The following is a 17,590-nucleotide window of genomic DNA, read 5'->3' as shown; positions in this document are numbered from 1 at the left end:
GCCAGCGCCGGGTGGGGGCTCTCTCCTCACCAAGAGTCTGACTCGTGGCACCACCCCCACCCCAACCCTCCCCCGCAAGCGGGAGAGGGAGCGCAGCTCGTTCGCGGATGCAATTGCCACTTCGCTTCGAGAAAGGCCCTACGACTTCTCCGCCTTCTTCGGCCGCGGCGGTCCCTCCACCGGGGGCAGCGATTTCAGATATTCCGCCATCGCGGTGCGGTCCTCCGGCGACAATTGCGAGGTATTGCGGATCACCCGCGCCATCGAGCCGCCGGCGGTGTCGCCCTCCGGCGTCATCCCGCTTTCGAGGAAATAGGCAAAATCCTTCGCGCTCCAGTCCGACATCCGCTTCTGCGTGATGTTGGGCACCCAGCCCTCGCCTTCCGGATTGGGCCCGCCGGCAAAGCGCTGCGCGTCGATGATGCCGCCGAGGAAATTGCGCGGGCTGTGGCACTCCGCGCAATGACCGAGGCTGTTGACGAGATAGGCGCCGCGATTCCATTGCGCCGACTTGCTGGCGTCCGGCGTGAACGGCTTGTCGTCCGTGAACAGGAATTTCCACACGCCGACATTGCGGCGAATGTTGAACGGAAACGGCACGTCATGGTCGCGCGTCTTGCCGGCCACCGGCGCCAGTGTCTTCAAATAGGCAAACAGGTCTCGGACGTCTTCGACCTTCGCATGTTCGTAAGACGCGTAGGGAAACGCCGGAAAATAATGGAAGCCCGACGGCGACGTGCCCTTGAGCACGGCGGTGACGAAATCGGCCTCGCTCCATCGCCCGATGCCGTCGTTGGGATCGGGCGAGATATTGGGAACGTTGAAGGTACCGAACGGCGACGGAATCGGCAATCCACCGCCGAGCTTGAGCCGGTCGGGCTGGTTCGGCACGGCGTGGCAGGACGAACATCCGCCGGCATTGAACGCTGTGAGGCCGTTGGCGAGGTTAGGCTTGTAGGCTGGCAATGAACTCGCAGCGACCATCGCCGGTATGGTCAGCCACCAGAAAATGCCAAGCCCGGCGACGGCGGCCAAAACGGCCAGAAGGAACAGTCGTTTCAGCATTCACCAATCCGTCATCGCGCGTTTTGATATGGCGGCCAGTATGTACGCAATTTCAGCCGGAAGCTTCCACGAAATTTCGACAACTCACGGTGATGAAGCAGGCTTCACACCGAGGCGATGAAACGGGCTTCACACCGAACTGATGCGCGAGGCAAGCCTTCGCGCCCGCGAATAATGAAAGAGGCCGGACACGTCACGCGTCCCGCCTCTTCCTGTCTGGTCCAACCGAAAGCCTAGCTGTTCTTGACGCGGTAGGTCTCGTGGCAACCGCCGCATGCCTTGCCGATCCCGGGAAAATTCGCCTTCAGCGTATCGGCATCCTTGATCTTGGCCTTGGCATCGCTCACCGCCTTGGCGAAGTCTGCGATCTTGGCATCGAAGCCGGCCTTGTCTTCCCAGATCTTGGGCGAGGCGCTGTAGTCGCCGTCGGCCTTCAGGCCCTTGGTGCTCGCCGGAAACATGGTCGGCAGGTTCTTTGCGGTATCTTCGAGCGTCTTGATCGCCCCATCGACGGCGGCCTGATCATAGGGCTTCTCGCCCTTGAACATCGGCGACAGCACGCCGCCTAGCGCCCGGCCGGTGGCCTTCATGACGTCCTGGTCCTTCTTGACCACGTCCTGCTGTGCCATAACGGCGCCGACACTGAGCAAAAGCGCTCCTGCAACCACCAAAACCCGTTTCATCGCCAGATCCCTTTTTCATGACACAGACCGGGCCGCGGTCTCCACGGACCGCGCCCAGGCCTGATAACACCATAAACTTAGAATCATTCCAGCTGCGACAAAATATCAGAGGTTATGCCGGCGCTGCGCCTCCCGGATGGCGATCCAGACCCGTTCGGCGGTCGCCGGCATGTCGATGTGGTCGATCTTGTACTCGCGCCACAGCCCTTCGACGATCGCATTGACCACCGCCGGACAGGACCCGATCGCACCGGCCTCGCCCGCGCCCTTTACGCCAAGCGGATTGGTGGTGCAGGGAACGTTGTGGGTTTCGAAGTGGAAGGACGGGCCGTCGGCGGCGCGCGGCATCGCGTAATCCATGAAGGTGCCGGTGACGAGCTGGCCGTCGCTGCCGAATACCGCCTGCTCCATCAGGGCCTGGCCGATCCCCTGCATCGCGCCGCCATGGACCTGCCCGGCCAGCAGCAGCGGATTGAGCGTCACCCCGAAATCGTCGACGATGACGTAGTTGACGATCTTGATGATGCCGGTGGCCGGATCGATCTCGACTTCGGCGAGATGGGTGCCGTTCGGATAGGTGCCGTCGGCCTGGTTGAAGGTCGCACTCGCATTCAGCTTTGACGGATCGACATCAGGACGCTTCGCCAGATCGGCGAAACTCACCGAGCGGTCGGTGCCGGCGATCCGGATCCGGCCGTCGCTGATCTCGAGGTCGGCAGCGCTGGTTTCCAGTGCTTCGGCCGCGATCTCCTTCAGCTTGCCGCCGAGGTCGTGGGCCGCACGCTGCACGCTGACGCCGCCGGTCGGGATCGAGGCCGAACCGCCGGTGCCAAGGCCGGTGGCGACGCGATCCGTGTCGCCCTGCACAATGTGCACGCGCTCGGGCGGCAGCCCGAACTGTTCGGCGATCAACTGCGCATAGGCGGTCTGATGGCCCTGCCCGCTCGACTGGGTGCCGATCAGAATGGTGACGTCGCCATTGGGATCGAGCGCCACATTGGCGGTCTCGTCGCCCATGGTGCCGCAGATCTCGACATAGCTTGCAAGGCCAATGCCGCGCACCAGCCCGGCCTTCTTGGCGGCCTTGGCGCGCTTGGGAAACTCCTTCCAGTTGGCCACTTCCATCGCGCGCTTCATATGCGCGGTGAAATCGCCGGAGTCATAAACCTTGCCGGTCACGGTCTTGTACGGCAGCGCCTTCGGCGGGATGAAATTCTTGCGCCTGATCGCATCGGGCGTCATGCCGAGTTTGCGCGCGCAGGCGTCCACCAGCCGCTCGATCACGTAAGCCGCCTCGGGGCGGCCCGCGCCGCGATAGGCATCGACCGGCACGGTGTTGGTGAACACGGTGCGGACGCGGCAGTGGAAGATCTGGATATCGTAGAGGCCGGGCAGCATGCCGGCGCCGCCATGCGGAATGTAGGGACCGAAGGTCGACAGATACGCGCCCATGTCGCCCATCAGGTCGACGTCCATCGCCAGGAACTTGCCGTCCTCGGCGAGCGCCATCTTCGCCACAGTGACGTTGTCGCGCCCCTGCGCGTCACCCACGAAGTGATCGGAGCGGTCGGCGGTCCATTTGATGGTCTTCTTCAGCCGTTTCGCCGCGACCGAGATCAGCGCATATTCGCGGTACGGAAACAGTTTGGTGCCGAAGCCGCCGCCGACGTCGGGGCAGATCACCCGCATCTTTTCCAGCGGTATCTTGAGCACCATGCCGCCGATGATCTCGCGCAGGCGATGGCTGCCCTGGCTGCCGATCGTCAGCGTCAGGTGATCCTTCTTGGCGTCGTATTCGGCGACCGCGGCGCGCGTTTCCATGAAGTTGGTGATGACGCGCGGATTGACGATCGACACTTCGGCGACCGCATGCGCTTTTGCAAACGCGGCGTCGGTTGCCGCCTTGTCGCCGATCGGCACGTCGAACAGCAAATTGCCGGCGTGATTGGGCCAGACCTGCGGCGCACCCTTCTTCACCGCGTTGACAAGGCCGACCACCGCCGGCAGCGGCGTCCAGCTAACCTCGATCGCCTCGATCGCGTCGCGCGCCTGGTCGATGGTATCGGCGACGACGAAGGCGACGGAGTCGCCGACGTGGCGGACTTCATCCTTGGCGAGGATCGGATACGGAGGTCCGGTGAACGGATCGACTTCGAAATTGAACAGGCACGGCAGGTCGCCGAGATCCTTGACGTCGTCGGCGATCAACACCGCGGCGACACCGGGCATGCCGCGGGCCTTGGTGACGTTGATGGTGAACTTCGCGTGCGCGTGCGGCGAGCGCAGCATCAACGCATGCAGGGAGGGAGACGGCGAGACGTCGTCGGTATAGCGGCCCTTGCCGCGAATGAGCGCATCGTCTTCCTTGCGCCGGACGCTGTGACCGACGCCGAACTTGATGGGAGCTGCCATCGTATCTCCAATAGCCGTTAGAAGCGTTCCATATTGCAGCGGTTCGCGCGCCAGCGCAAACCGCTTTCGTCGGGCTCGTGACGTTCCGGTCGCAAGGAAATCGATCCGCTTCCTGAAGTTTTTCGCGCCTGCACAACAAAAAAAGCCCCGGACGATGCCGGGGCTTTAATTTGCGGGAGGAAGACGGCCGCCGCGATCAATACTTCGCGACCACCGGTCCGCCGAAGGTGTAGTTCAGACCGACGCGCAGCACATGGTCGTGGAAGCGGGTATCCACGTCAGCGCGGATCGCGCTGGCCGGAGCGAGCGTGAAGCTGGCGGCGCGGAACGAGTCGAAATCCATGTAGAGATATTCGAGCTTGGCGCTCCAGTTGTTGGTAATCTTGCCTTCGACGCCAACACCGACGGTCCAGCCGAGGCGGACGTCGCTGTTGGAGCCGGTCGCGATCAGCGCAACGCCGGCGGGGGTCAAGCCAGTCAGCGTACCGGTGGTCTTGAGCGAGCCGTAGGCCAAACCGCCAGTGCCGTAGAACAGGACCTTCGGGGTGGCGAGGATACCGACGCGACCGCGCACAGTGCCGAACCATTCGAGATGGGTACCGAGAGCCAGGTTGGTTCCGGTCGCGCCGGCCGGCAGGAACGTCAAACCGGGAAGGCAAACGCCACCGGCGAGCGTGCCTGCGCAGCGATAGGCCGCACTGCCCTTTTCATCCGACCACTGTGCGTCGGCTTCGAGACCGAACACCCAGTTGTTGCTCTGCCAGTTGTAACCGACCTGACCGCCGGCAATGGCGCCGTTCATGTCGTAGCTGGCGCCAGTAAGGGAGCCCGCAGGCGGGGCGATCTGCAAGCCGGTAACGGTGTTGTAATACGAGACGTCCGAGCTGCCGCGTCCCCAGCTGTAGCCGGCGTTGCCGCCGATGTAGAAGCCGGTCCAGTTCCATACCTCAACCACGGGGGCCGGAGCCTTGGTGTAGCGGGGTGCCATGTCGGCAGCGGAAGCAACGGAAGTAGCAGCGACGACAGCGAACGTCGAAACCGCAATGGCCTTAAGTGTTGAAGTGCGCATGGAAGCCCCACTAACGAAATTTTATTGAATCTCTGATGTCAACTTAACGTAGAGTCTCCCATCACGCATGCGCAGATGCGTCGCGATGGACATTTTCTGGGCACTTGTTGCAAAAATATCCCAGCGCCGTTGCCGGGCAGGCTTGTTTAGATTTGTTATAATTTCGAGCAGCTTAAGGAATATCTCGTCGCTCCCGGACCAGCGAGAATATCCACCCGCGCCCGAACAGCAGCAAGATCGCCACCCCGTAGACGAACATCCCGGCCACCACCAGAAGCAGCAACGCCAGTTCGTCGCGGAAAGCGGGCATCGATGCGAAATAAAGATTCGCGAACCGCGCGGTCAGCCAAAGCGCTATAGCAAGCACGATGCCGGAAACCGCGAACTTGACGAGCGATCTGAGCCATTCCCGGTCCAGTTCGAGGAATCCTCTTCGCACTGCAAAACCGAGTACCAGCAGCAGATTGACCCAGGCGCCGATCGCAGTGGCGAGCGCGAGGCCGATCTGGGCGAGCGTCCCCATCAGCGCGATTTTCAGGGCGACGTTGACGGCAACGCCGGTCAGCGCCGCCTTGACCGGCGTCGCCGTGTCCTTGCGGGCATAGAAGGTGGCGACCGCGCTGCGGATCATCACGAAGGGAATGAGCCCGACGGCATAGGCCGCCAGTGTCGCGCCCGCGGCCGCGGCGTCCGCCTTCGAGAACGCGCCGCGCGCAAACATGGCGCGCATGATCACGTCAGGCACCGTGAGGAACGCGGCGACGAACGGTATCGAAAACAAAAGCGTGAAATTGAACGCCCGCCGCTGCGCCTTGGCGGCGCCGGCATGGTCCTGCGCCGTCAACCGCCGCGACATTTCCGGCAGCAGCACCGTGCCGATCGCGATCCCGATCACGCCGATCGGCAACTGGTTGAGGCGGTCGGCGTAATACAGCGCCGACAGCGCGCCGGCGGCGAGAAACGTCGCGATGATGGTGTCGGCGAACAGCGCCACCTGCGTTCCCATCGAGCCGATGGTCGCCGGCCCCAGCGCGCGAAAGAAGGCGCGGACATCGTTATCGAGCCTGGGCATGCTGAACTTCGGCAGGATGCCGTTCTTCGCCGCATCACCCGCGAGCAGCAGGAATTCGAGGATGCCGGCGATCAGGACGCCCCATGCGGCGGCATAGCCGGCGCCCGGAAAGAACGCGGCCAGCGCCAATGTCGCCATCATCGACAGATTGAGAAAGATCGGGGCCGCCGCAGCGCTCGCAAAGCGATGCATGACGTTGAGCATGCCGCCGTAAAGCGTCACCAGGGTGATCAGCAGGAGATATGGAAAGGTGATCCGCGTCAGCGCAATCGCAAGTTCGCCGCGCGCCGGATCGTCGGAGAATCCCGGCGCCAGGAGGCCGATCACCTGCGGCATGAACAGCCACGCCACCACGAGCAGCACGACCTGGGCGCCGAACAACAGCGTGAAGATGCGATCGGCGAACAATTTTGCCGAGCTCTGGTTCTGCCCATGAAGGTGGGCATAGGCCGGCACGAACGCGGCGTTGAAGGCGCCTTCGGCGAAGATGGCGCGAAAATGATTGGGCAACCGCAGCGCCACGAAGAACGCGTCCGCGACCGGCCCGGCACCGAGGATCGCCGCGAGCATGATGTCGCGCGCAAAACCGGTCACGCGCGAAAGAAGCGTATAGCCGCCGACGGTGAAGATGCGCCCAAGCATGGGCTAGCTTCTAGCGCATATTCGGTTCTGATTGCATCAGAACCGAGAGCTATATTTGTATTGACGCGTCTTCTTCACGTAAACGCTATCGGTTGTTTGACGCGTTTTCTTCGAAAACGCGATGCCGAAATCAGGAAGAAAGCGCGCCCCGCACCGCCTGGATGACGCGATCCTGCGTCGCCTCGTCGAGATAGGCGTGCATCGGCAGGCTGATGACGTCCTCCGAAAGGCTTTCGCTCACCGGCAGGCCGCCTTCCGCGACCGGGTAATTGCGATACGCGGTCTGCTGATGCATCGATTTGGTGTAGTAGACCGCGGTCGGAATGCCCTGCGCCATCAGCGCCGCGGCAAAGCCATCGCGGTCGGTGCCCTTGGGCAGGCGGATGGTGTACTGCGCCCACACCGAGGTGCAGCCGGAGGCGAGCCGCGGCACGGTCACCACATTGCCGAGGCCGCGCGCGTAGCGATCCGCGATCTTGTTGCGCGCCGCGATCTCGTCGTCGAAGATCTTCAGCTTCTCGATCAGGACCGCCGCCTGCATGGTGTCGAGGCGTCCGGTGAGGCCGAGGCGGACATTGTCGTATTTGTCAGACCCCTGGCCGTGCACGCGGATGCTGCGCAGCGTGTTCGCAAGTTCGTCATCGTCGGTGAAGATCGCGCCGCCATCGCCGTAGCAGCCGAGCGGCTTGGCCGGGAAGAAGCTGGTCGCGGTGGCGAGCCCGAAGGTGCCGAGCTTGCGGCCCTTGTAGCTGGCGCCAAAGCCCTGCGCGGCATCGTCAAGCACGAACAGCCCCTCGGCCTCCATGACCGCGCCGATGGCGTCGTGGTCGGCGCTCTGCCCGAACAGATCGACCACGATCACGCCACGCGGTTTCAGCCCGCGCTGCCGGGCGGTCGCGATGCCGCGCTTGAGCGAGGCGGGATCCACGTTGAAGGTCGCTTCATCGACATCGACGAAAACAGGCGTAGCCCCGGTCAGCGCCACGGCTTCACCGGTCGCGCTGAACGTGAACGACGGACACAGCACGGCATCGCCGGGGCCGATGTTTTTGGCCATCAGCACCATCAGCAGCGCATCGGTGCCGCTGGCGCAGCTCACGACATGTTTGGCGCCGCTGAATGCCGCCAGCGCCTTCTCGAGCGCGGTCACTTCCGGACCGTTGATGAACTGGCAGTGGTTGAGCACGCGGGAAACGGCGTCATCGATCGACTTGCCAAGCCGGCGGCGCTGCGCGGCGATATCGATCAGGGGAATGGGTTCTGGACGCATGTGCTGGTTCATGGAGCCTTGCTACGAATGAGATGGACGGTAATCAGCCGGCGACGCGGCGTGGACCCTTGCGCGCGGAGGAAGCCGCGGGCCGGGCCGGCGCTTCGAGGCAGCGGATCGCGATTTCGAGGCTGGCCACGCCCTCGTCGCCGGTAACCGCCGGCACATTGCCTGACCTGACGGCATCGAGGAACGCGATCAATTCGGCGCGCAGCGGCTCGTCATGGCCGACCGGCAGATGACGCATCGAATAGCTGCCGTCGGGCTTGAAGCCGAAGCACTCCGTCACCTGACGCGTCAAGAGGTCGCCCATCACATATTTGCCGCGGGTCGCGACCGTGACGTTGCGCGCCTTGAACGGCGTCAGCCAGTTGGTGTTGATATGGGCGAGCACGCCCGAGGCGGTGCGGAACTGCAGCAGCGCGATGTCCTCGCGCTCGGCGATCGCGCTGGAGAGCTGCGGCTGCACTTCGACGATGTCGGATTCGGTGAACCAGCGGATCAGGTCGATATCGTGCACGGCCAGATCGATGACGACGCCGACATTCGACATCCGCGGCGGAAACGGCCCGACCCTTGTGATGCCGATGGAAAGGATGTCCTCGCCGGAGATCGCCTGCTTGATCGCCGCGACCGCCGGATTGAAGCGCTCGACATGGCCGACCATCAGCGTGACACCGGCGCGCTGCGCGGCGTCGACGATATCGCGCCCTTCCTGCACGGTCGGCGCGATCGGCTTCTCGACCAGGATATGGATGTTGCGCGCGATGCAGGCGAGCGCGACCTCATGATGCAGATGGGTCGGCGCCGCGATCGTGACCGCATCGACGCCCTCGGCCAGCAATTCTTCGAGGCCCTCGAAAGCGCGGCAGCCTGCGAGTTCGGTGGCGCGCGCGCGGTGTTCCGGCAGCGGGTCGACGATGCCGACCAGCGTGACGCCCGGCAGCCCCGCCAGCACGCGGGCATGGTTGCTGCCCATCACACCGGCACCGATCACGCCAACGCGCAGTTCACGCGCGGCGCCGCTCTTCGCGTCCGATCCGGACCCTTTAAAACCCATATCGTCGACCCCAACAGACTTTTCGCCAGTCCCCGGCGGTTCTCTAGCACGCCGCCACAAATGTGGCGAACGCCATCCCCGCTATCCGGACACGTTTTGATTCAAAGAGTTACAGCCCAGGAGGCACTTGGAGAAGCGATCTGGCAGGGCTCATGGGGGGCTTAGGCCACCGCAATATGGAGGAATTAAGTGCTTGGCCGGGGGCTGTGAGAGCCCGTCCTGACTAACCGCCGGACAGGCTTTCCCGCAGCCGGATGACCTGAGGCCGCAACTGCTCGCAGGCCAGTTCGCGCTCGAATCGAACCACATCCTCGCGTGACTGGCTGGCGCGCAGCTTGGCCAAGGTGGCCCTCTCCTCGTCACAGCTTCGGACCTGAACAATCGGCGCGGGTTGCGCCGGCTTCGCCCCTGATGGCGCGGACTGAGCGGATTGAAGGGTTGGCGCATTGGCCGCAGCCGACGGCTGATCCGGCTGCGGCGCGTCCTTCGCAGTTTCCTTCGCAGTTTCCTTGGCAATTTCCTTGGGCAGGCTCTCGCGCAAGCGCACGATTTGCGGGCGCAACCGCTCGCAGCCGAGGTCACGCTCGAGCGCGGCCAGATCGGCGTGCGAGGGATTGGCGCGGATCTTGGCAAGCCTGGCTTCGTCCTTTTTGCATTCGGGTGCCGGTGCGACAGTCGCAACGGCAACCTTCGGCGGCTCCGGCGGCTTCGGGGCAGCTTCCTGTTTCGGCGCAGCCGGAGGCGGCGGCGGTGGCGCAATAACCAAGGCCGGCGGCGGGGCAATTTTTTCAACGATCGGCTTGATCTGGGCGGCGATGGCCGGCGCCGCATTGGCGACCGCCGAGAGGCTTTCCCGCAATCGCAGGATCTGGGCACGCAATTTCTCGCAGCTCAGGCTCCGCTCCAATTCGGTGACGGCCTCGATCGACGGGTTGCTGCGCAACTGCGCCAGCATGGCCCCGTCGCGATCACAGGGATCGGCAGGCGCCGGCGCGGCCTCAGTCGGCGGCGGCAGCGTCCGGATGTCGGTCGATATGCCGGCAAGCGACGGACTGGTCGGCTCCTTCCGATCGATCGCGGCGATTTTGGTCCGCGCCTGCTCGGCCAGCAATTGCAGCGCCTCTTCACGCAGCTTGCGCTCCCGCTCGGCCGCGAGCTTCACACGTTGCTCTTCCTGAGCCTTTGCAGCTTCCCGCTCCTTGCGCTCCTTCTCGGCCACGAGCCGCAAGCGCTGCTCTTCCTGCGCCTGGGCGGCCTCGCGCTCCTTGCGGACTTTTTCAGCTGCCGCCTGCGCGCGAAGGGTCTCCTGCTTGCGCAGCGCCTCTTCCTGCTCGGCCAGTTTGCGCAGCGCCGCTTCGCGTTCGGCCTTGCGCTGTTCTTCCGCAAGCCTTGCTGCTTCGCGCTGCCGGGCCTCCTGGTTCTGGCGTTCGCGTATAGCGGCCTCGATGCGCTGGATGCGGTTTTGCGCCTCCGGCACGTAGCTCGACGTCGAGAACTTGGCGATGAAGTCCTGCAGCACGGCGGGATCGGGCGAGTCCTTGATCTTGTCGAACGCGATCCGGTCGGTCTGGTTGAGGTAGTAATTGCTCAGCAGCGACACGTAGGTTTCCGGGCGCTGACGGCCGCCGGTCTGGGCGTTGACGTCGGCGGCGACGCGGCGGAACAATTGTTCGATTTCGAGGCCGGGCTCCTTGAGCCGCTTCAGGAAGGCGCTGGTGAACGGGCTGTTGCGGCCGTCGCCGTCGGCGGCGACTTCATCCGCCGCGGTGGAATAGGCCACCACCATGCCCTGGGCCTTGTCGATCTTGGCGAGCCCGCCGCGCACGGCATCGATGGCGCGGCTGTCGCCGGACTTCTTCTTGCGGCGAAGCGCGTTGACGATCGGATTGTTGCGGCATGCATCGAGGATCACGATCTTGACGCCGTCGCCGCGGTCGAGCGCGGCGCGCACGTCGTCGAGCGGCGTCATCTGGTAGCGGAAGCTGATCTCGTCCTCGACTTCGGCGTCGGTCGGCATCAGGAAGTTGCGGCCCTGATACTGGACGGCATGACCGGCGTAATAGAACAGCGCGGCGTCGGCGTCCGTCGCCAGCCTCGCGAATTTGGCCATGTTCAGGTCGAGATCGCGCTTGTTGGCGTCGATCGCCTGCAACACTTCGAAACCGACGCCGCGGAGTGCCGCGGCAACGTCCGTGGCGTCGTTCTTCGGATTGGCCAGGAACAGGCTCGCATTGCTGTAGTTCGAGTTGCCTACAACCAGCGCAACGCGCCGGTCAGCCTTCGCAACGCTGATCGAACAGGTCAGCAGCACGAGACTATACAGAGCTGCAATCCAGATCGGACGACGTGTGCTCATATCAGGCTCCGGAACTGCCCCCCTTAGTAATAGCGACGATATTTGCGATACTTCTTCTTTGCAGGCGGACGGCCGCTGGCGGTGACCGTGACCGTGATCGGTTCCGACAACAACGGCGGATCGTGCGGAATGTGGAGCTCGTCGGCGAGCAGCAATCGCAGGGTATGCTTGCCGAGCGGCAGCGTGATCTTGGCTTCGGTCTGGCCGGCGCCGAAATGCAGATGATTGAAGTCGGCTGGAATCGGCAAATCGAGGTTCGGCACGTCGGTATCGATCAGCAAATGGTGGTGACCGGTGTTGACCTTCTCGAAGCCGGCGGGCGCGACGCCCATGCCGATCAGACCGAAGCGGACGACCGGCGTCGGCGAGACGTAACCGCGGTTGAGCGGATAGACGAAGTACACCTTGGCGCCGGGCGGCGATTTTTTGCGCCCCGTGCTGGCGGGGGTGGTCGTGGCGGGCGCCGCCGCAGATGCCGACGCCGCAGGCACCGCGGAGGCGGCAACCACGCGAATCTTGATCCGCTCGGAGATCAGCGGAATCGTATTGGGAATGTGGTCCTTGTCGCCCAGCACCAGCTGCAGCGTGTGCTCGCCTTCCGGCAAGGTCACTTCGGCCTCGGTTTGCCCCGCGCCAAAATGCAGATGATTGAAGTCGCTCGGTATCGGCTGATCCAGCGGCGGCAACTCGGTGTCGATCAGCAAATGGTGGTGTCCGGCATTCGCCTTGTCGGAGCCGGCGGGTGCGACGCCCATGCCCTTGAGGCCGAAATTCACGGTGAAGGTGGTCGGAACGGTCTGACCATCCTTGAGACCAACGAAGTAAACGGCCGCTCCGGGGGGCGAGGGATTGGGCCCGCCAACCGGCTTTTGCTGTCCGTGGCTCGTTCCGATCGTTCCTGCCAGCATAAAAAGCGAAACAGCAATTCCGGTCGATACTTTCGAGAACACACACACCTCCTAAAATCACGACAGGCGGCTGCCAAAAGCTCAAATAACTCAAGAACTGAAATGCGTCTGTGAAATAGTACACTGGATTTAAGCCATTGAATATCGTCCCCTGCCGCGGGCGGACCACACCCTGCGCACAAGCTCTCATCGATTTGATGATGGGATGAGGCAAACGGTAGTATTATATTACCATCAAACTAACTGACGATAGCGACACTGCGACTTTTGATTTTATGGAGTGTTGCGGGCACGATGGACCACGGGCGACGCGCTAGACGACCGGCGCAATTGAGGCCGAGGGTATGATGTTCAGATTTTTTGCTTTTTTGATATTTCTGCTCGCTGCCGGACCGGCCGCCGCCCAGTCGGCCGCGGCGCCCGAACCCGGCGAGCTGTTCCGCGACTGTCCGGATTGCCCGGAAATGGTGGTGGTGCCATCAGGCGAATTTGACATGGGCAGCAAGGACAGCCCGTACGAGGCGCCGCCGCACCGGGTCACCATCGCCAAGAACTTCGCGATCGAACGGCGCGAAACCAGTTTCGCCGAGTGGGATGCGTGCGTCTCGGACGGCAAATGCAGGCACCGGCCGGACGATCGCGGCTGGGGTCGCGGCGATCAGCCGGTCATCGACGTGAGCTGGGAGGACGCCAAGGCGTTTGTTCTGTGGCTGACGCAGAAGACCGGCCGCAACTACCGCCTGCCGAGCGAGGCCGAGTGGGAATATGCGGCGCGCGCCGGCACCACGACCACCTACTGGTGGGGCAAAGAGGTCGGCAAGTCGAACGCCAATTGCGACAATTGCGGCGACTCGCTGCGCCGGACGATGCGGACCGGATCCTACCGGCCGAACGGCTTCGGGCTCTACGACACATCCGGAAACGTCTACGAATGGGTCGAGGACTGCTGGAACGACAATTACAAGAATGCACCCAAGGACGGTTCCGCCTGGACGCAAGGACAATGCCGCCAGCGCGTGCTGCGCGGCGGATCGTTCGCCAACAAGGCCAATACGGTCACCTCGGCGGCGCGCTACCGGTACGATCTCGACGTGCGCTATTTCGCCAACGGTTTTCGTGTCGTGCGGGACGTTCAGTAGTCCCGCACCTGAGTCCCGTATTCGGCGTCTTCGAGCGAATAGCAAGCTTAGCTTCGGTTCTGATTCAATCAGAACCGAGATGGCTCACGTGCGCTGATAATCATCTTCAATGCGGATGATGTCGTCCTCGCCGAAATAGCTGCCGGTCTGAACCTCGATCAGTTCGAGCTGGATCTTGCCGGGATTTTCCAGCCGGTGCACCGCGCCGATCGGGATGTAGATCGATTCGTTTTCGTGCACGGTCTTGACCAGTTCGTTGACGGTGACGCGGGCGGCGCCCCGCACCACGATCCAGTGCTCGGAACGGTGATGGTGCTTCTGCAGCGAGAGCCGGCCGCCCGGCTTGACGATGATGCGCTTGACCTGGTGACGCTCGCCATTGTCGACCGACTGATAGGAGCCCCAGGGCCGGTGCACCTTGATGTGATCTTCGGTCACCTGCGGCGCCACATTCTTCAATGTCGCGACCAGCCGCTTCAGCCCGTTGGCGTCCTTTTGCCTGGATACCAGCACCGCGTCCTGCGTTGCGACCACCACGAGGTCATCGACGCCTTCGAGCGCGACCAGCGCGCGGTCGGTCGTCACGTTGCAATTGCGTGAATCCTCGAACACGGCAGCGCCGCGCGCGGCGTTGCCCTGCCCGTCCTTGTCGGACAATTCCCACACCGCATGCCAGGAGCCGACATCGGACCAGCCGCAGGCGACCGGCACCACGGCGGTACGCGAGGTCTTCTCCATCACCGCGTAGTCGATCGAGATCGACTTGGCGGAAGCGAACGTATCGGTATCGAGCTTGATGAAGCCGAGGTCGCTGCCGGCGTTGGCGACCGAATCGGCGACGGCCTGAACGCTGGCGCTATCGACCTTGCGGTATTCGTCGAGCAGCACCGCGGCGCGGAACATAAAGTTGCCGCTGTTCCAGAGATAGCCCGATTTGACATAGCCCGCCGCGGTTTCCGCGTCGGGCTTCTCGACGAATTTTGCGACCGCGCGAACTTGCCCCGAGATGACATCGCCCGGGCTGATATAGCCGTATTCGGTGGCGGGACGCTCGGGCTGCACGCCGAAGGTCACGATGTGCCCGGCTTGCGCAGCGTTAAGCCCCTCGCGGCAGGCGGCGACGAAGGCTGCGGTGTCGCGCACCACGTGATCGGCCGCCAGCGCCAGAACGATCGCATCCTTGTCACGCGTTTGCGCGAAGGCGGCGCCGGCCGCGATCGCAGGCCCGGAATCGCGCCGCATCGGCTCCAGCAGCACGTCGGCTTCAAGGCCGATCTCCGCCAATTGCTCGAGCACCATGAAGCGATAGGCATTGTTGGTGATGATGACAGGACGCTCGAACAGTGCCGCGTCCGATACCCGGATCAGCGTATCCTGAAACGTCGAACGTGCCCCGAACAAGGGCAGGAACTGCTTCGGATGGACCTCGCGCGAGGCCGGCCACAGCCGGGTCCCGGCGCCGCCGCACATGATCAATGGAATGATGCGCTTGTTCATTTAAGCCCTGCCGCTAAATCTTGTGATATTCACGATACCATCTGGCAAATCGCATAATACCATCTTCAATCCTGGTCGCAGGACGGAAGCCGATATCGCGCGCTAGGTCTTCGACGTCGGCGTATGTCGCCGGCACGTCACCCGGTTGCATGGGCAACATCTCCTTGGTGGCCGTCCGTCCAAACTCTTTCTCCAGAACCGAGATCACATGCATGAGATCTTCAGGATTGTTGTTGCCAATGTTGTAGATCTTCCACGGCGCCGCGCTGCTCGAAGGATCGGGCCGGTCGCCGGACCAGTCCGGGTTACCTTGAGGTGGCCGGTCCACCAAGCGAACGATCGCCTCACTAACATCCTCAACAAAGGTGAAATCACGGCGCATCTTGCCGTGATTGAACAGCTTGATCGGCGTCCCGCTCAGGATCGCTTTTGCGAAAATGAACATCGCCATGTCCGGACGCCCCCACGGACCGTAGACCGTGAAAAATCGCAAGCCGGTGGCCGGAACGCGATAAAGATGGCTGTAGGTGTGGGCCATCAGCTCATTGGCCTTTTTCGACGCGGCATAGAGGCTGATGGGATGATCGACATTGTCGTTTACCGAAAACGGCAATTTGGTATTGGCGCCGTAGACCGATGACGACGAGGCGAACAGGAGATGCCCGCATCCATTATGCCGGCAACCTTCAAGCACATTGATAAAGCCTTCGATGTTCGCATCGATATAGGCGTGCGGATTTTCGAGTGAATAGCGAACGCCCGCCTGTGCCGCGAGGTGGATAACGGTAGGAAAGCGGTGCTGCGCAAACAGCGATTTGATCGCCGCGCGATCAGCCAGGTCGAGCCTCTCAAAAGCGAAATTTGGATCGCGCTTGAGAATTTCGAGACGCGCTTCCTTCAGCCTCGGATCGTAGTAGCTGTTGACGATATCGAGACCAACAACCTTGCGGCCAGCCGCCAGCAGGCGCTGCACCACGTGAAAGCCAATGAAGCCCGCGGCCCCGGTGACTAGTATCGTATCCGACATCTATCTCCCGACCTTATTCCTAGAGCCGCCACAATTCGATCCCGGCAGGCTGCGAGCCGCGGTCGAGCCTGGTCTTGACGTCGAGAACCAATCCCGCGCCGTCGTTCAACAGCTTCTGAATCAGCGGCCAACCTCCGCCGTCAGTATAGAGATCATGCGCCACCGCCAATATGACGGCATCAGCCGGCCGAAGAGCATCGATATCTACCAGCGTTACACCGTATTCGTGGCGAGCGTCCGCGGCGTCCGCCATCGGGTCATGAACCTGAACGGTCAGACCGAACGATTCCAGTTCGCGGATAATATCGATCACACGAGAGTTGCGCGTGTCCGGAACGTTTTCCTTGAAGGTCAGACCGAGCACCGTGACGATTCCGGCCTTGCCCTTTCGGCGCAGCAGCCCGCGAATACATTCGCGCGCGATGCGCTGCCCCATTCCATCATTGATCCGGCGCCCGGCAAGAATGACTTCCGGATGGTAACCTGCCTTTTCGGCCCGATGGGTCAGATAATAGGGATCGACCCCGATGCAGTGGCCGCCAACCAGCCCCGGCTGAAACGGCATGAAATTCCATTTCGTCCGCGCGGCCGCCAACACGTCGCCGGTGTCGATTCCGAGGGATTGGAAGATCAGTGAAAGTTCATTCATGAAAGCGATGTTGAGGTCGCGCTGGGTATTCTCGATCACCTTCGCGGCTTCGGCCACTTTGATGGACGGGGCACGGTGGATACCGGCCGTCACAACCGACCCGTAGACGTCCGCAACGATATCCAGCGTTTTGTCGTCCTGCGCCGAGACTACCTTCATGATTGTTTCGAAGCGATGTTCCTTGTCGCCTGGATTGATGCGCTCCGGCGAATAGCCGACCGTAAAATCCACACCCGCCTTGAGGGATGACGCCTGCTCCAGAACGGGAATGCAATCTTCTTCCACCGCACCGGGATAGACCGTCGATTCGTAGACGACGATATCATTCTTCTTGAGTACGCTTCCGATCGAACGCGATGCGGAAATCATCGCACCAAGGTCCGGTTTGTGCGCATCGTCGATCGGTGTCGGTACGGTCACGATAAAGAAGTCAGAGTTCCTGATGTCCGCGAGTTCGTGGCTGAAGGCCAGCGAACCATGTCGGAGGTCATCGGCTTCGACCTCCCGGGTGCGATCATGGCCAGCCTGCAACTCGGAAACTCGGGTACGGTCCACGTCGAAACCCACAACCGGAACACCCGCCCGCGCAAAAGAGACGGCAACAGGCAGTCCCACATATCCCAAGCCGATAACTGCTATGCTACGCCTATGTGTCACTTATGGTTTTCCAGCTGCGTCATACCCCACGACGGGGCCTGTTTACCCGCAGTGCTGCGCCTTCAGCAATAGCCGAAAAGGTCC

At 62.6% G+C, this 17,590-nt stretch carries 13 protein-coding genes; 1 reads left to right on the top strand and 12 read right to left on the bottom strand.

Going from position 1 to position 17,590, the window contains the following annotated elements:
- Positions 1-138 precede the first annotated feature (138 nt).
- The 9 genes from JQ597_RS29400 to JQ597_RS29360 all read right to left on the bottom strand — a co-directional run bounded on the left by JQ597_RS29400 (position 139) and on the right by JQ597_RS29360 (position 12,579).
- Entirely contained in the window at positions 139-1,065 is a 927-nt protein-coding gene (locus JQ597_RS29400) for a c-type cytochrome (RefSeq protein ID WP_212268975.1), read from the bottom strand.
- A 233-nt stretch (positions 1,066-1,298) separates the two neighbouring features.
- The gene (locus JQ597_RS29395; protein ID WP_211998934.1) at positions 1,299-1,748 is read right to left on the bottom strand and encodes a c-type cytochrome; all 450 of its coding nucleotides are present in this window, start codon (positions 1,746-1,748) and stop codon (positions 1,299-1,301) included.
- 105 nt (positions 1,749-1,853) lie between these two features.
- Positions 1,854-4,160, bottom strand: a complete 2,307-nt coding sequence (locus JQ597_RS29390) for a xanthine dehydrogenase family protein molybdopterin-binding subunit (protein WP_212268974.1) — start codon at positions 4,158-4,160, stop codon at positions 1,854-1,856.
- A gap of 196 nt (positions 4,161-4,356) precedes the next feature.
- Complete coding sequence (locus JQ597_RS29385) at positions 4,357-5,229, bottom strand: outer membrane protein (RefSeq protein ID WP_212268973.1); 873 nt, start codon at positions 5,227-5,229, stop codon at positions 4,357-4,359.
- Between the two features lie 172 nt (positions 5,230-5,401).
- Entirely contained in the window at positions 5,402-6,943 is a 1,542-nt protein-coding gene (murJ, locus tag JQ597_RS29380) for a murein biosynthesis integral membrane protein MurJ (RefSeq protein ID WP_212268972.1), read from the bottom strand.
- A gap of 130 nt (positions 6,944-7,073) precedes the next feature.
- Positions 7,074-8,225, bottom strand: coding sequence for a DegT/DnrJ/EryC1/StrS family aminotransferase (locus JQ597_RS29375; RefSeq protein ID WP_212268971.1), 1,152 nt, complete (start codon positions 8,223-8,225; stop codon positions 7,074-7,076).
- 31 nt (positions 8,226-8,256) lie between these two features.
- Entirely contained in the window at positions 8,257-9,273 is a 1,017-nt protein-coding gene (locus JQ597_RS29370) for a Gfo/Idh/MocA family protein (protein ID WP_212268970.1), read from the bottom strand.
- 223 nt (positions 9,274-9,496) lie between these two features.
- Positions 9,497-11,629, bottom strand: coding sequence for a caspase family protein (locus tag JQ597_RS29365; RefSeq protein ID WP_212268969.1), 2,133 nt, complete (start codon positions 11,627-11,629; stop codon positions 9,497-9,499).
- 23 nt (positions 11,630-11,652) lie between these two features.
- Positions 11,653-12,579 (bottom strand): DUF4399 domain-containing protein, encoded by a 927-nt coding sequence (locus JQ597_RS29360; RefSeq protein WP_349628901.1) that lies wholly within the window; start codon positions 12,577-12,579, stop codon positions 11,653-11,655.
- A 305-nt stretch (positions 12,580-12,884) separates the two neighbouring features.
- On the opposite strand from JQ597_RS29360, the gene JQ597_RS29355 reads away from it, so the two are divergent.
- Positions 12,885-13,676, top strand: coding sequence for a formylglycine-generating enzyme family protein (locus JQ597_RS29355; protein ID WP_249148298.1), 792 nt, complete (start codon positions 12,885-12,887; stop codon positions 13,674-13,676).
- Between the two features lie 84 nt (positions 13,677-13,760).
- Here JQ597_RS29355 and JQ597_RS29350 read toward each other — a convergent pair whose 3' ends face one another.
- Genes JQ597_RS29350 through JQ597_RS29340 form a run of 3 tightly spaced genes read right to left on the bottom strand, consistent with a single transcriptional unit; the run spans position 13,761 to position 17,506 of the window.
- Positions 13,761-15,173, bottom strand: coding sequence for a mannose-1-phosphate guanylyltransferase/mannose-6-phosphate isomerase (locus tag JQ597_RS29350; protein WP_212268967.1), 1,413 nt, complete (start codon positions 15,171-15,173; stop codon positions 13,761-13,763).
- Positions 15,174-15,186: 13 nt separating this feature from the next.
- A complete protein-coding gene (locus JQ597_RS29345) occupies positions 15,187-16,200 on the bottom strand; it encodes an NAD-dependent epimerase (protein ID WP_212268966.1) in 1,014 nt (337 codons plus the stop codon).
- 19 nt (positions 16,201-16,219) lie between these two features.
- Positions 16,220-17,506, bottom strand: a complete 1,287-nt coding sequence (locus tag JQ597_RS29340; RefSeq protein WP_212268965.1) for a nucleotide sugar dehydrogenase — start codon at positions 17,504-17,506, stop codon at positions 16,220-16,222.
- Positions 17,507-17,590: the final 84 nt, after the last annotated feature.

The organism is Bradyrhizobium sp. AUGA SZCCT0177, assembly GCF_018130125.1.
Lineage (GTDB): Bacteria > Pseudomonadota > Alphaproteobacteria > Rhizobiales > Xanthobacteraceae > Bradyrhizobium.
This window is presented reverse-complemented; position numbering and strand designations above follow the sequence as displayed.

Bases quoted from the DNA above. Each gene is read 5' to 3' on its own strand.
- JQ597_RS29375 (WP_212268971.1), bottom strand. From the start codon at position 8,225: ATGAACCAGCACATGCGTCCAGAACCCATTCCCCTGATCGATATCGCC.
- JQ597_RS29395 (WP_211998934.1), bottom strand. From the start codon at position 1,748: ATGAAACGGGTTTTGGTGGTTGCAGGAGCGCTTTTGCTCAGTGTCGGC.
- JQ597_RS29345 (WP_212268966.1), bottom strand. From the start codon at position 16,200: ATGTCGGATACGATACTAGTCACCGGGGCCGCGGGCTTCATTGGCTTT.
- JQ597_RS29385 (WP_212268973.1), bottom strand. From the start codon at position 5,229: ATGCGCACTTCAACACTTAAGGCCATTGCGGTTTCGACGTTCGCTGTC.
- JQ597_RS29350 (WP_212268967.1), bottom strand. From the start codon at position 15,173: ATGAACAAGCGCATCATTCCATTGATCATGTGCGGCGGCGCCGGGACC.
- JQ597_RS29400 (WP_212268975.1), bottom strand. From the start codon at position 1,065: ATGCTGAAACGACTGTTCCTTCTGGCCGTTTTGGCCGCCGTCGCCGGG.
- JQ597_RS29365 (WP_212268969.1), bottom strand. From the start codon at position 11,629: ATGAGCACACGTCGTCCGATCTGGATTGCAGCTCTGTATAGTCTCGTG.
- JQ597_RS29355 (WP_249148298.1), top strand. From the start codon at position 12,885: ATGTTCAGATTTTTTGCTTTTTTGATATTTCTGCTCGCTGCCGGACCG.
- JQ597_RS29390 (WP_212268974.1), bottom strand. From the start codon at position 4,160: ATGGCAGCTCCCATCAAGTTCGGCGTCGGTCACAGCGTCCGGCGCAAG.
- murJ (WP_212268972.1), bottom strand. From the start codon at position 6,943: ATGCTTGGGCGCATCTTCACCGTCGGCGGCTATACGCTTCTTTCGCGC.
- JQ597_RS29370 (WP_212268970.1), bottom strand. From the start codon at position 9,273: ATGGGTTTTAAAGGGTCCGGATCGGACGCGAAGAGCGGCGCCGCGCGT.